Origin of the sequence: Brevibacterium sp. UCMA 11752 (genome assembly GCF_021532235.1) — a bacterium.
GTDB lineage: Bacteria > Actinomycetota > Actinomycetes > Actinomycetales > Brevibacteriaceae > Brevibacterium > Brevibacterium antiquum.
Window position 1 is genome coordinate 1,291,740 of record NZ_JACBOS010000003.1, and the last position, 13,059, is coordinate 1,304,798.

The following is a 13,059-nucleotide window of genomic DNA, read 5'->3' on the forward strand; positions in this document are numbered from 1 at the left end:
CTGGTTACCTCAGGGCTGCCCGGATGTCCTTGACCAGAGTGGGGGTCCTCCACTGGCTGACCTCTGAGGCCCACCGTGTCCATGGGTAGGCGAGTCGGACGAGGTAGTAGTTGACATATTCGACGACTCCGAACGCCCAAACGACGACCACGACGACTGTGGCGATCGTCCCGGAAGGTGCGTTGACGATCACACCGACCAGACCCGTGATCAGGGCGACCGGGGTGATCAGCCTCAATCCGCGAAAGCACCGCGCGGCCATGTGCGGCATTCGGTCCGGGGCGGCCTGGGCCTTTCCGACGGGCATCCGGGAGCGCATCAGCAGCCAATAGGCGCTGGCCTGAAGCAGGACGAACAGCAGAGGAAGAAGAGCCCACCACAAGGCCGCGACAGCGCCGGAGGATTCGAGTCGGGACCGCCACATGAGTGCGACCAGCGCGAACACTGCTGCAGCCGCGAGCTCGCCGAGCCCCAGATTCAGGTACCGGGAGCGCGGCTATGAGAATCGATCGCTCACGGATTCTGCTGGAGCTGGAACGTCGCCCCTTCCGGATCGGTGACGGTGGCGATGCGGCCGTACGGTGAATCTTCGGGACCGGCGAGCACCTTGCCACCGAGTTCGGCCACCCTGGTTGCGGTGGCATCGGTGTCCTCGACGTTGATGTAGTCACGCCAGAAGGACACTTGGGTCCATTCGCTGGCATCGCAGATGCCGGCCACCGCGTTCTCCTCGGTGCCATGTGTCGAATACGGGAACCCCTCCATCGCCACGATATCGAAGGAGAAGACGGTGCGATAGAACTCCTGCGCGACGGGATAATTCAGTGTCATGAGCTCGAACCACACCGGAGTCCCGGGCGTGAGCGGGGTGTCGAACCCGGTGAACTCGCCGGGCTGCCACATGCCCACACCGGCACCGGTGGGATCGGTGATGACCGCCATCTGGCCCAGAGGTCCGACGGACATCGGTTCGGCGATCGGAGCCGCACCGGCGGTGAGCGCTGCCGCGTAGGTGTTCGCGATGTCGTTGGTATGAAGGTAGGTCGTCCACATCGCCGGGATCATCGGGTTCGGAGTGCCGTCCATGTTCACGGCACGCATAGCGCCGCCGACAGCTGCTCCGTCCTTTGTGATCATGTTGTAGTGGCCGAAATCAGGTCCCTGATCCTCGAACTTCCACCCGAAGATCTCGGTGTAGAACTTCGTCGTGGACTCGAAGTCGTGGCAGGTGTAATCGATCCAGACGGGCTGTCCTTCACGGAGATTCTCAGGCATTGCGGCTCCTCATCATTGCGGTTGGCGATCTGCTCAGTGATTGTGGTCGACGGCCGCGGGATCAGCGGCTGTTGTCAGTGCCAGTTCCTGGTGAACTTGGCGAAGTAGTCATACATCGTGGCTTGCAGCAGAGGCCCGAAGGTCACACGCTTCACCCCCAGGTCCTGCAGCTGAGAGAGGTCGAGTTCGTCGGGCACGGCACCCTTGACCGGGTGGGCGGTGACATTCAGCGGCAGTCTCACCTGCGACAGTACGGTTTTGAGAGTCTCGGTGTTCGGCAGCCTGACGGGATAGACGGAATCCGCACCGGCCTCGGCGCACAGGTTGAGGCGTCGCACCGCCTCGGCGGTGGGATCCTCGAAATCATCGGGATTCTTGAACACATCGGTGCGGGCATTGATGACCACGTGCACCCGTTGCGCGTCAGCGGCGCGACGCAGGTCGCCGATGTACTCGGCGTGCTCCTCGGCGCTGCGCAGTCGTCCTTCGCTGTGGACGGTGTCCTCGATGTTGACGCCCACAGCGCCGGCCTCGAGGAGCCCGGCGATGAGATCCGGCGCCGCAGTGTCATAGCCGGATTCCAGATCGGCGCTGACCGGCACATCCACAGAGCCGCACACGCGGGCGATCCCCGCCAGTGCCTGGCTGAGACTCATGGTCTCGCCGTCCGCGGAGCCCACGGAGTCGGCGAGAGGATGGGAGCCGATGCTCAGGGCTTCGAAGCCGGCATTGACCATGGCCTGGGCTGACCAGGCGTCCCACACTGTCGGCAACACGATCGGACGATCCTGATGATGGGCTTCGAGTAGAGCGGACGCGCGTTCAGCAAGAACAGAGAAATCGGTCATGTCCAACACTGTTCCACCGATTGCTGGCTACGATCCAGTAATCTGGCGAGTTCACCCGAAGGTTTCAGACTTATTCACACAGTGATCGAGGCTCTGATATCATTTAGTGAACGATGTACACAAAATGAGACTTCGGCGCGCGGGCAGGTTGAGGAGGGGTCATGAAGGTGCTCATTCTGGCCCCGGGGTCCTGGGGCGACGTTTCACCGGCGATCAGAATCGCCGTGGACCTCATTGCCGACGGGCACACGGTCACCATGGTCGTCCATGCCGACTATGCGGCGGCTGTGGAACGATCCGGGTGCGCCGCGGCACGATACACGGCTGCCCTCACGCCTCCTCCGTCCGCGGATGGAGGCGCTGGCCCGGGTGTGCGGGGGTACCTCGATCATCTGCGCGGCTACATGATGGACCACGCTGAAGCCGCCCTTATGACAGTAGGCGCAGGCGCCATCGACGTAGTGCTCACCAATCCCATCTCGCCCTACGGCCACGACATCGCCGAGGCTCTCGGCATCCCATCAGCCGAAGCACTGCTCCAGCCCTCGAGGCCGAGTCGGGCCTATCCGCCGATGATCGCTTCGGCGATCGACTTCGGACCACTTCTCAACCGTCCGATCGGACGCGTGGTGCAGAGAGTACCCGCGCCCTACATCCCTGCAGCGGCATGGGTTCGGGAACAGCTGGGCCTGCCTGCGAAGAAGTTCACCACAACTCTGGACGAACGAGCACGGGCCGCGGTACCCGTCCACCATGGCATCAGCCCCGTCATCTTCCCGCGCCCGAGCGATTGGCCTCAGCACCTGAGCCTCGACGGCTTCTGGTGGCCGGTCGACGACGAAGAGTGGACCGCACCGATCGAGCTCGCAGACTTTCTCGCCAGCGGGCCTCCTCCCGTGCTCGTGACCATGGGCAGCGTTCCAGAGGGCAGCCGAGCCGCGGATGCGCTGTCCGAGTTCGTGTCGTCGACCCGCCATCGTGTCATCGTCCAGGGTGCGGCCGGCCCCATTCTCGCCGAGGCGGCTCCCGGCCGGGTTGTCACCGCGGGCCCGGTGCCCCACTCCTGGCTGCTGCCGCAAGTTGCGACCGCGATCCACCAAGCAGGTGCGGGGATCACCGCGGCCTGCCTGCGTGCCGGAATTCCGAGCGTCCCATTCCCTCAGCACACGGATCAGTTCTTCTGGGCGCGGACCGCCGCAGGACTCGGAGTCGCAGCACCGGCATTGAGCAATCGCAGAGTGACTCCCAGCGCACTGCACTCCAGCGTGGAGTCGGTGACCGGGTCGGGAGAGATGCTCCGAGCCGCGACCACGATTGCGAAGTCGCTGGAGCGATCCGAGCGCGACCAGGGCGAGAGCACCCTGTCACTGCGACGCTGGATCGCCGAGCCCTTTTCACCAAAGGCAGGAGGGCGGCAGTGACTGAGGGAAAGGTCGGCAGGCCCGCTCGCCTGGACCGGGTGAGCATCGCACGAGCGGCCATCGCCTTGGCTGACCGGACGAGTCTGCCGCAGGTCACGATGCGGGCCCTGGCTGCAGAGATCGGGAGCGCGCCCGCCGCCCTCTATCGGCATGTCGACGACAGGGACGGACTCGTCGCTCTGATGATCGACGAGGTGCTGGCAGAACGGACCGCAGTTGAGGCAAAAGGTTCCTGGCGGGCGGATCTCTCCATATTTGCCGTCGGAATATTCGCTCTCCACAGCGCGCACCCCTGGCTGTCGACAGGGGTGCTGCCGGAGACGATGGGCCCCGGTCTCGGCGAGGTGATGGACGAGGCTATCGGTCTGCTGGCCTCTCATCCGGCCCCGGCAGGACGAAAATACTCCGCCATCGCGGTGCTGCTCGAGCTCGTCGCCGGACATGCCCGAGCTGCGGCACGACTCGAAGATTCGGCAGCCGTCATCGTCGAAGATGCTGGCTCGTCAGGCTCGGTCGACGAGACGGGCCACGGTGCCGACGAAGACTATGCGACTGCGGTGATCATCGCGGCAGTGGGCGGGATTCTCAACTCCGAGGACCTCTGAGCTCTCACTCACAGCCTGGGCGTCTGCGGCGGCTCCTCGCGTCGATCACCGGTGGCTTCGAACGCTGCAGCGAGTTCGATGAGCTTCGAGTCATCCCAGCCGCGGCCTGAGATCGTCAATCCGATGGGAATCCCGGTGTCGGCCATTGTGCCCATGGGCACCGTCACCGAGGGGATGCCCAGATGCCGTGGCACCAGGTTGCCGTTGGCGACCCAGGTGCCGTTGCGCCAGCCGAGGTCCGCCGAAGCCTCGTTGACATCCATATCGGCCGGTCCCACATCGGCCATCGCCGGGTAGACGACTGCGTCGAGGCCGTTGACGTCCATCCACTCTTCGAGATCGATCCGACGAGTCACCTCGAGACCTCGGATGCCGTCTTCGAGATCGGGGATCTCCGTCACCGAGGTGTAGGGCCGATCCTTGGCCAGCTGCGGGTATTCGGCGATGTCATCGTCGAACCCGGTGTAGCGATCCGGCAGGGCACCGTCCGGGTGGGGGAAGATCCTCGTCCCGTCCACCTCGGCGAGGGAGGACAGCTTCGGGTCACCGTTGGCGGCCAGGAAATCGTCCCAGGCCCACGCGGAGAGGTCGTTGATCTCCCGATCAAGGTAGTCGGTGCTGACGATGCCGCGCGTCCTGATCGTCGGAGCACCGGGGCGATCGCCCTCGTAGTTGCTCACGACTGGGAAATCGGTCTCGACGACCTCGGCACCGGCGGCCTCAAGATCACGGCGGGCTGCCTCCCAGGCGGCGATCACCGAGGCGCGGGTTTCGACCCGCTGTCCCGTGGGCCCGCCGATGCCGCCATCGGGGTTCGTCCCGGCCTCGGGGTCGGCGTTGATGTACATCTTCGGGATGCCGAAGCGTTTGCCGGCCAGAGTCGAAGAAGCCGCCTCGGCATCGGTGGGAAGCAGTGCGGCATAGGAATCGGGGCGAATGGCGGAAGCGGCGGGAATCTCGACCCAGGGCTGGACTCGCCAGAAGTCGCCACGAGTCTCGGCGTCGTCGGCGACGATGACGTCGAGGACCTCGCACAGATCGGCCATCGACCGGGTGTGGGGGACGGCGACGTCCATCGTGGGCACCAGAGACCAGTTGCCGCGCACCGAGATGACTCCGCGGGAAGGGGTGTAGGCGATGAGTGCATTGTGCGAGGCTGGAGCCCGCCCTGAGGACCAGGTCTCCTCGCCGAGGCCGAAGGCGGCGAAGTTCGCGGTCGTCGCGGTACCGGAGCCGTTCGACGAACCGGAGGCGAAGGCGCTGGTCAGCCACTGCGCGTTGTAAGGGCTTTCGGCCCTGCCGTAGAGGCCACGCTGCATGCCGCCGTTGGCCATCGGCGGCATATTGGTCAGCCCCAAGCAGATGGCACCGGCGCCGCGCAGGCGTTCGATCGTGAAGGCGTCCTTCTGCGCGATGAGGTCGGCGAACGCGGGGGATCCGGCGGCCACGCTCAGCCCGGTCACCATGTAGCTGTCCTTGGCGGTGTACGGGATCCCGTCGAGGGGGCCCAGCATCTGGCCATGGGCGCGTCGTTCGTCGGAGGCGGCCGCCTCGGCGAGGGCATCCGGATTGGCCACGATCACAGAGTTCAACTTCGTGCCGGTGTCGGGTCCGTCGAAGGCGGCGATGCGAGCTTGGTAGGACTCGACGAGCCCCACCGAGGTGGCGGTTCCGTCCTCGAGCGCCTGTCGCAGTGAGGCGATGGATGCTTCGACAACATCGAACTTCGTCATTCTCGATTCCTCCGTGCAATTCCGGTGCGAACGGGCGCCGTCGCCGGGTCGACGATGCCCCGCTGGATGCAGCCCGCCATGAACTGGTGATGTCTCACAGTATTGCTCACCTGGATCGGAAATGTCGTGCGAATCCCGTTGCCGCTGAGGTCTTAGCGCGTTGGATCATGCTGTCCTCGCGCGTAGGATCGGGGCATGTCGATCAGGGCGATCATTCTCAGCGGAGGCCGCTCGAACCGCTTCGGCGGCGTCCATAAACCCGCGGTGGAGCTGGGTGGGACCACGGTGATCTCACGGATCTTCGGCGCTGTTCGCACTGCTGATCCCGACGCCGAGGTGTGGGTGGCCGGACCATGTGATGGGCTGACTGCGCGGGAGCAGGAATCCGTGCATTCCGTCGTTGAGGAACCTGCCTTCGCCGGTCCTCTGGCTGGCATCGCAGCGGTATGCGCCGCGTTTCGGGACGCTTCCTCCGCAGCGTCTGCGGGTGTGACTCTGGTGCTGGCAGGGGACATGCCGCTGATCACTGCGGACCACCTCGGCGATCTGATCGAAGCCTGTCAACGGACAGGGACGCCGGCAACTGGGACCGACGACCGGGGGAAGACGCAGTTCCTGTGTGCCGCATGGCCGACAGAGCTTCTGCTCTCGCGTCTGGACGACTTTGGCGATCCCACGAACGGCGCGGTGAAATGGTTGTTCTCCGGGCTCGAGCTCAGTCTCGTTGACGTGGAACCGGGAGTCGTCGCCGACTTCGACACGGCTGAGGACCTCGACCGCATTCACACCCGCATCGACGAAGCCGCCTCGACCGACGAAGCCGCCTCGACTCAGTAAGCGTCGAAGCGGCTTCGAGGGCGAATCGGCCAAACGGGCTCAGTCGTCGACGAGCTGAGTCTGTTCGATGGCTTCGACCGACTCCGCTGGCGAGAGTCGGCAGCTGATGCCGACGTAGAAGACGACGACGGAGAAGATCACGGTGATGAGCTCACCCCAGATGAAGCCCATGATGTCGAGTCCACCGCCGTAATGGCCGATGAGGCTGAGAACGACCAGGCCGACCATCCACAGGATCATCCACCAGCCGGAGCGCATCTTCAGGTCCGGCAGACGCGCTTTGTCCTTGGCGAAGATGTGGTGGAGGATCATGACGACGTAGCCGATGGCCACGGCCAGGAAGAGCTTCCAGTTCGTCTCCCAGCCTGTCCAGTACACGATGAGGTTGGCGCAGATGAAGCCGATGATGGGCAGCACATCGTTGCCGGGCAGTTTGAACGGACGCTCCTGATCGGGCAGCTGACGGCGCAAAGCGGCGACGACCACCGGACCCGTGGCGAACGAGAGCACGGTGCCCGAGGTGATGAAGCCGACCAGTTTCGCCCATGAGGGGAACGGGAGGAACATGATGCAGGAGACGATGAACACGACGAGCAGAGAAATCCACGGGACGCCGTGCTTGTTGAGCTTCGCCAGGGCGCGTGGGGCATTGCCGACCTTCGCCTGGGAATAGGACAGTCGCGGGGCGAGTGCAGTGTAGATCAGGCCCGTGTCAGCGGGGGAGACGATCGCATCACCGTAGAGGATGACGGCCAGCCACACGGCACCCAGCAGCAGCGAGATCTCAGCGAGAGGACCTGCGTCGTTGGTGAAGGCCAGGTTCTTCCATCCGCCGTCGAGGAGATCCGAGGGCAGCGCACCGATGAAGGCCGCCTGCAGCGCGATGTAGATGACACCGGTGACGAGGATGGACCCGATGACTGCGAAGGGGACGTTCTTCTGCGGATTCGTCGTCTCACCGGCGAACTCGACTCCTTGGCGGAAGCCGAGGTAGGAGAACACGATTCCCGCGGCAGGCAGCGCCGCGAAGATCGGTCCGATGCCGTTGGGTGCGAAGCCGCCGAACTGCTGGCTCGCGAAGTGACCGGGGTTGAACGAGAGAGTGAAGAACACGACGATGACCAGCACGATGACGGCGAGTTTCCACCACACGAGGACGTTGTTGAACCGAGCGAAGAGCTGGACTCCGTAGAGGTTGATGAAGCTGAAGACCAGCATCAGAGCGATGCTCACGGCAATGCCCGGGCCGGTGAGGACGGCGACGTCATCGACGGTGTGCATGAGCCAGGGAAGGTAGCTCGAGGCGTACTGAACGGCGGCCATGACCTCGATGGGGACAGTCGCAGCCACAGAGAGCCAGGTGATCCAACCGCTGGTGAAGCTCGCGAATGAGCCGAAGGAGAAGTGGGGGAAGCGGATGACGCCACCGGCGACGGGGAACATCACGCCGAGCTCCGCGTAGTTCAGCGCCACGAAGATCATCATGACGGCGCCCAGCGCCCAGGAGATGAGCGATGCCGGACCGACCATCACCGAGGCATTGAACGCACCGAAGAGCCAGCCGGAACCGATGATCGAACCGACGCCGGTGAATAGAAGACCGATCTTTCCGATGTCTCTCTTGAGCCCCTTATCGGCCCGGACCTCGACCTTCGTTGGTTGTCCGGATGCCGGGGGAATGATTGTGGACATCATTGCCCTTTCGATTGTGCTAACAGCTTTCAACTGTTGAAGTTTGCTCCTTTTGAATAGGTGATGTCAATCACTCCGATGGTGATTTCGGGTCATCGAGAGATCCTTTATATACCTTATGTGACCAGCGGCGATACGCAGGATTCTGTTCGACATCGTCAGCTGAGCTCGATTGGATCCAATGTCGGAGCAGTTATCGGCGGAACCTCGATTGATATCTGGAGTCGTTGAATGCTTACTTGTCGGATTGGATCCAATGACGTGCGAAACTCCCAGCCGACAATTCTGCATATCGGAGTGTCCTCGGTCGAAATGGCAGCAGATTGCAGTTTGATTGCAATCAGCAAGGCGTGTCTCTATCCGATGGTCATTGTGCGGCCCTGGGCGCGTATTCTCACGGCTTGAGGGGGCTATGCTTCACGGCAGAAGGTGGATGACTGAAGGGTAGGAGATCGCCCGGGGAGCGTGTCCGAGGGCGATGTCTGGATGAGAGCGAATGTCCAGGCGCGGGCACCGCGAGCGATGGGAGGGAATCGAACTGTGACACACGATCAGGCGGCCAGTGCCAGAATCGCGGCCGAGCTGAGGTCGCGGATCATCCAGGGAGTTCTCGTCCCCGGGACCAGGATCAGGCAGGAAGAGATCGCCGAGGAGTTCGGTGTGAGCAGGCTGCCGATCAGGGAGACCCTGCGAATCCTCGAATCCTCAGGGCTGGTCACTCTTGTGGCCTCGACCGGAGCGTGGGTTTCCGCCCTCGATCTTGACGAATGCCGGGAGATCTACCTGATGCGCGAGCGGCTGGAGCCGCTGCTGCTGAGAATGGCAATGCCCTCGCACACGGCCGAGTCGTTCATCGGGTTCGAAGCCAGCGCCCAGCGGGTGGAGGCGGCGACCTCGCCCGGTGAGTTCCTCGAGTGCGATCATGACTTCCATCGAGCGCTGATGGCGGGCCCGACGACGATCAGGCTCCACGACACTGTCGACCACCTGTGGAATCTCACCCACTACTACCGCAGGCAGCTGCTCGCGCCGAACGCAGTCACCCGACGCTCGCGACGAGAGGACATCTTCGCCGAACACCGCATGATCCTTCGGGCCGTCATCGACGGCGATGTCGAATCCGCCGAGGCGATGCTGGCGCTGCATATTCGCCACACCCGAAAGCTGGTCGAGCTCTACCCCGAGATCTTCACTCACGGCGGTGCGGGCGGCCCCGGGAGTTCGCGCTGAGCTCGGATCAGCCCTGACGTGCCTTGAATCGGGGGTTGAGCTTGTTGATGACATAGACGCGGCCGCGTCTGCGCACGACCTGTGAACCCGGCTGCTTCTTGATCGAGCGCAGGGATCTGCGAACCTTCATGACTGATCTCCTTAATGAGAATGAGTATTGTTAGACTTAACAATAGATTCTTTGAGGGAAGGATGCCAATGCCGGAGTCAAATGACGCCGATATCGATGTGATTGCAGTGACGGGCGCATGTGCCCAGGAGCGGGGCAGCTGCGCCCGGAGCATAGCGGAAGCCAGGGGATTCGTCTTCGTCCCTGCCGAGCAGACGGGTCAAGGGCTCGAGGCGGTCGACAGGGCAGTCACTCTGATGCGCAAGGCGATCCACGTTCCCGGCGTTGTCCTGGAGTACCCACTGGAAGTGCCGGTGATGGAGATCGTCGGCTCCCTGACGGCTCCGGAGGCGGGGGCGACTCTCATCGACCTCGTCTGCGTTCTCGACGTGGGATGCATGCTTGCTGATCTTGACTCCGAGGAGTTCATCAGAGTCCCCCTGACGAGTGATGCGAACGACGGAGGCGTCATCACCTCGAGGGCTGAGCTGCTCGTCGCGCAGATCGAATTCGCCTCGACGATCGCAGTCGTCAACGGAAGGTCGCTCCAGCCGAAGGTGCTCGAGCGGGCGACCTCGCTGCTCAGCCATCTAGCCCCAAGCGCTGAGCAGAGACTCGTCGCGAATCCCTGCAGCTGGCACGGTCGCGACGGTCTCGGTGGTCGCGACGGTCTCGAGGTGCCTGGTCGTGCCGGGAGGACCTACGCGCAGCGGCCGCCGGATGCCGGCTGGGTGGCGATCCTCAACCAAGAATTTCCACCGCAACGGCAATCCTGCGTGGTCGAAGCCATTCGGTACGAGCAGTATCGCCCCTTCCACCCAGGTCGCTTGCATCACGCGCTGCAAGCATGCCTGTTCCAGGGGCACTGCGGACACATTCTGCGCTCGGCCGGATTTGCACGATTGGCCACACGTCCGCACATCACCGCCCAGTGGGATCAGGTCTGCCGCATATTCACGCTGTCTCCATTGGCGCTCGACGACAGCCTCGGCGCCGAGGATGAGTTTCTCGCGTTCGGTCAGGACTTGGCGTTCATCGGCACCGGACTCAACGAGCTCCGGCTGCGGCAGGTCCTCGACGAGGCCGCCCTCAGCGATGCGGAGCTGGAGGCCGGGCCTATGGAGTGGGCAGGCTTTCCCGACCAGTTTCCGGCGTGGAGCACAACGGCGAGATAGGTTCGTCGATGCCGTCCGCCGACGACTGCAGCCGGCTCTTCGCCGCCGACCGCTATCGGTTCTTCGCCAGGGCGGCGCACTCGGCGCAGAGTCCGAAGATCTCGAACACATGTCGGGTGTCTTCGAATCCATGTGAGTGAGCCGTGGTGGTGATCCAGTCCTCGCTGGGCGGTTCCACCTCAACGGCCTTGCCGCAGTTCTCGCACACCAGGTGGTGGTGATGCTCGTCCTGGGCGCAGGCGCGGAACAGCTGTTTCTCGGCAATGGTGATGGAGTCGGCGTGCCCGGATTCGCTCAGGGCGTTGAGCTGTCGGTAGACGGTGGCCAGCCCCACTGTGTGGCCCTGATCCTCAAGCGTCCGATGGAGCTGTTGGGCGGAGACGAAGCGCTTCTCGCTCTCGAGCGCGGAGCGGATCACGGCCTTCTGGGCCGTGCTGCGGGTCTTCTTGGGTTCTTCAGCCGTCATGTCCTTGTGCCTCCGACGCTGCAGCGCAGTTGGTTCTGTGAGCATATGCGCATACGTTGATGTGTTCGGGTATTAATGAAAAACGTTACCATTAGCGGATGACGATCGTCCCGATGGCAGATGTGGAGGAGATGTGAACAGGAAGCAGTCCGCAGGAGCCGTCCCGGTGATCCTCCTGACCGGCTACCTGGGGGCGGGCAAGACCAGTCTGCTCAATCACCTGCTGCGCCATCCCGATGCACGCATCGGTGTCGTCGTCAATGACTTCGGCGACCTCAACATCGACGCGGGCCTCGTCGTCGGGCAGGTCGATGAGCCCTTCTCCATCTCGGGCGGATGCATCTGCTGCCTTGATGATGACACTTCGCTCGAAGACGCACTCACCGCACTCGCGAAACCGCGCCTGCGTCTCGACGCCATCATCGTCGAAGCCAGCGGTTTCGCCGAACCGCTGACACTGGCACGGATGGTCACCCGCATGGGCCACCACCGCTTCCACCTCGGCGGGGTCATCGACGTCGTCGACGCCACCATGCATGCCGCCACGGTCGATACCGAAACCGCACCGCCGATGCGCTACGCGGCAACGACCCTGGTGCTCGTCAACAAGCTCGATCAGCTCCCCGTCGCGGACCGGGACACGGCTGTCGCTGCGATCCGGGAACGGGTCCATCAGCGCAATCCGCGACTCCTCGTCGTCGGCACCAGCTTCGGCCGTCTCGACCCGGCGCTGATCTTCGACCCCGGCTCAGGGGCCGAACGAGGCGGCGATGGAACACGGTCGGGTGACAGTTCAACCGGGGATGAGAGCGCAGAACCCATCCAAGCTGAACTTCCGATCCGGGAACTCATCCGACAGGCCTACGCCGAAGCCGCTCAGGAAGGCATCGACGGCGAAGGTGAGAGCGTCCCCGTCCACCATCATGCTCAGTCGGTGACGATCACTGCCAGCGGGTGTGCCGACGCCGGCGCCGTGCTGGACTTCCTTGAGGATCTGCCGGCCGGGGTCTACCGGGTGAAGGGCTCGATTCTCGTCGACGACAGGGCCGGACGCCGGCGCTACGGCCTCCAGGCGGTAGGCCCGAACGTCTATGTGTCGACAGTCGCGTCGCAGTCGACAGTCGCGTCGCAGCCGACCGTTGCGCCGCAGCCGACAGCCGTACCGCAGTCGAGGACGGCACCGCAGGAGGAGAGCTGGGACAGCGCGTTGGTCGTCATCGGCGAGTCCTTCGACGAAGCAGATGTCAGGGCGAAGCTCAAGGTCGCGTTGCGCAGCGACGGAGGCGCGAACGGAGTGGAGCGACTCCGCCACTACGTACGCCTGCACAGCTGAGAACGGTGAGGCGCCGATCTGCTCCGAGACCCATCACGCCGACGATTGCGGTGTTTCCGGAATCCAAGACGGAGGAAAACACCCGCGCTCGCAGACTGCTGTGCTCATATGATCGAATCATGACTGATCTCCCATGCCTCACTCAGCCTTTTGGGGGAGGAAGAAGACAACTTTTGGGGGACGCGTCGACCAGCCCGGCCTGAAAGACTGAACTCGTTCCACCCTCGCCCGGACTATCCCCGCCGTCGCACCGATCGCCGGCACACCGCTCCACCAACGCACCGCTCCACGAAGTCACCTGATCACCCATCCGCAGCTCCCGCATGCCCAAAACC

At 63.7% G+C, this 13,059-nt stretch carries 13 protein-coding genes; 6 read left to right on the top strand and 7 right to left on the bottom strand.

The genetic code is table 11. From position 1 onward, the window contains the following. Positions 1 to 4 precede the first annotated feature (4 nt). The 3 genes from HU144_RS05775 to HU144_RS05785 all read right to left on the bottom strand — a co-directional run bounded on the left by HU144_RS05775 (position 5) and on the right by HU144_RS05785 (position 2,123). Entirely contained in the window at positions 5 to 445 is a 441-nt protein-coding gene (locus HU144_RS05775; protein WP_235350512.1) for a hypothetical protein, read from the bottom strand. A gap of 68 nt (positions 446 to 513) precedes the next feature. Beyond that, positions 514 to 1,275 carry a VOC family protein gene (locus HU144_RS05780; RefSeq protein ID WP_096159887.1) on the bottom strand — a complete coding sequence of 254 codons (762 nt, stop codon included), beginning with the start codon at positions 1,273 to 1,275 and terminating at the stop codon, positions 514 to 516. 74 nt (positions 1,276 to 1,349) lie between these two features. Beyond that, positions 1,350 to 2,123, bottom strand: coding sequence for an isocitrate lyase/PEP mutase family protein (locus HU144_RS05785; protein WP_235350513.1), 774 nt, complete (start codon positions 2,121 to 2,123; stop codon positions 1,350 to 1,352). A 161-nt stretch (positions 2,124 to 2,284) separates the two neighbouring features. Between HU144_RS05785 and HU144_RS05790 the strand changes: the two genes are divergently transcribed. Further along, the gene (locus HU144_RS05790; RefSeq protein ID WP_235350514.1) at positions 2,285 to 3,544 is read left to right on the top strand and encodes a glycosyltransferase; all 1,260 of its coding nucleotides are present in this window, start codon (positions 2,285 to 2,287) and stop codon (positions 3,542 to 3,544) included. Further along, entirely contained in the window at positions 3,541 to 4,149 is a 609-nt protein-coding gene (locus tag HU144_RS05795) for a TetR/AcrR family transcriptional regulator (protein WP_235350515.1), read from the top strand. The genes HU144_RS05790 and HU144_RS05795 overlap by 4 nt, the downstream gene beginning before the upstream one ends. Positions 4,150 to 4,157: 8 nt before the next feature. Here HU144_RS05795 and HU144_RS05800 read toward each other — a convergent pair whose 3' ends face one another. Continuing rightward, on the bottom strand, positions 4,158 to 5,882 hold the full coding sequence (locus HU144_RS05800; RefSeq protein ID WP_235350516.1) for an amidase: 1,725 nt from the start codon (positions 5,880 to 5,882) through the stop codon (positions 4,158 to 4,160). Positions 5,883 to 6,077: 195 nt separating this feature from the next. Here HU144_RS05800 and mobA point away from each other — a divergent pair, with 195 nt between their 5' ends. Continuing rightward, a complete protein-coding gene (mobA, locus tag HU144_RS05805; protein WP_235350517.1) occupies positions 6,078 to 6,719 on the top strand; it encodes a molybdenum cofactor guanylyltransferase in 642 nt (213 codons plus the stop codon). A 39-nt stretch (positions 6,720 to 6,758) separates the two neighbouring features. Here the strand turns inward: mobA and HU144_RS05810 are convergent, their stop codons facing one another. After that, positions 6,759 to 8,414 (bottom strand): APC family permease, encoded by a 1,656-nt coding sequence (locus HU144_RS05810; RefSeq protein ID WP_235350518.1) that lies wholly within the window; start codon positions 8,412 to 8,414, stop codon positions 6,759 to 6,761. Positions 8,415 to 8,951: 537 nt separating this feature from the next. Between HU144_RS05810 and HU144_RS05815 the strand changes: the two genes are divergently transcribed. Next, positions 8,952 to 9,641: a GntR family transcriptional regulator gene (locus tag HU144_RS05815; RefSeq protein WP_235350519.1), complete on the top strand. Its 690-nt coding sequence runs from the start codon at positions 8,952 to 8,954 to the stop codon at positions 9,639 to 9,641. Positions 9,642 to 9,648: 7 nt separating this feature from the next. Here the strand turns inward: HU144_RS05815 and ykgO are convergent, their stop codons facing one another. Then, positions 9,649 to 9,771, bottom strand: a complete 123-nt coding sequence (gene ykgO, locus HU144_RS05820) for a type B 50S ribosomal protein L36 (protein WP_096162004.1) — start codon at positions 9,769 to 9,771, stop codon at positions 9,649 to 9,651. Positions 9,772 to 9,839: 68 nt separating this feature from the next. Here ykgO and HU144_RS05825 point away from each other — a divergent pair, with 68 nt between their 5' ends. Beyond that, positions 9,840 to 10,925, top strand: a complete 1,086-nt coding sequence (locus HU144_RS05825; protein WP_235350520.1) for a GTP-binding protein — start codon at positions 9,840 to 9,842, stop codon at positions 10,923 to 10,925. 52 nt (positions 10,926 to 10,977) lie between these two features. Here the strand turns inward: HU144_RS05825 and HU144_RS05830 are convergent, their stop codons facing one another. After that, positions 10,978 to 11,436: a Fur family transcriptional regulator gene (locus HU144_RS05830; protein ID WP_235350521.1), complete on the bottom strand. Its 459-nt coding sequence runs from the start codon at positions 11,434 to 11,436 to the stop codon at positions 10,978 to 10,980. 88 nt (positions 11,437 to 11,524) lie between these two features. Between HU144_RS05830 and HU144_RS05835 the strand changes: the two genes are divergently transcribed. Beyond that, a complete protein-coding gene (locus HU144_RS05835; protein WP_235350522.1) occupies positions 11,525 to 12,724 on the top strand; it encodes a CobW family GTP-binding protein in 1,200 nt (399 codons plus the stop codon). The last annotated feature ends 335 nt before the right edge of the window (positions 12,725 to 13,059 follow it).

Excerpts from the sequence above, each read along its gene's own strand:
- HU144_RS05780 (WP_096159887.1), bottom strand. The coding sequence starts at position 1,275 with ATGCCTGAGAATCTCCGTGAAGGACAGCCCGTCTGGATCGATTACACC.
- HU144_RS05785 (WP_235350513.1), bottom strand. The coding sequence starts at position 2,123 with ATGACCGATTTCTCTGTTCTTGCTGAACGCGCGTCCGCTCTACTCGAA.
- HU144_RS05790 (WP_235350514.1), top strand. The coding sequence starts at position 2,285 with ATGAAGGTGCTCATTCTGGCCCCGGGGTCCTGGGGCGACGTTTCACCG.
- HU144_RS05800 (WP_235350516.1), bottom strand. The coding sequence starts at position 5,882 with ATGACGAAGTTCGATGTTGTCGAAGCATCCATCGCCTCACTGCGACAG.
- mobA (WP_235350517.1), top strand. The coding sequence starts at position 6,078 with ATGTCGATCAGGGCGATCATTCTCAGCGGAGGCCGCTCGAACCGCTTC.
- HU144_RS05810 (WP_235350518.1), bottom strand. The coding sequence starts at position 8,414 with ATGATGTCCACAATCATTCCCCCGGCATCCGGACAACCAACGAAGGTC.
- ykgO (WP_096162004.1), bottom strand. The coding sequence starts at position 9,771 with ATGAAGGTTCGCAGATCCCTGCGCTCGATCAAGAAGCAGCCGGGTTCA.
- HU144_RS05825 (WP_235350520.1), top strand. The coding sequence starts at position 9,840 with ATGCCGGAGTCAAATGACGCCGATATCGATGTGATTGCAGTGACGGGC.
- HU144_RS05830 (WP_235350521.1), bottom strand. The coding sequence starts at position 11,436 with ATGCTCACAGAACCAACTGCGCTGCAGCGTCGGAGGCACAAGGACATG.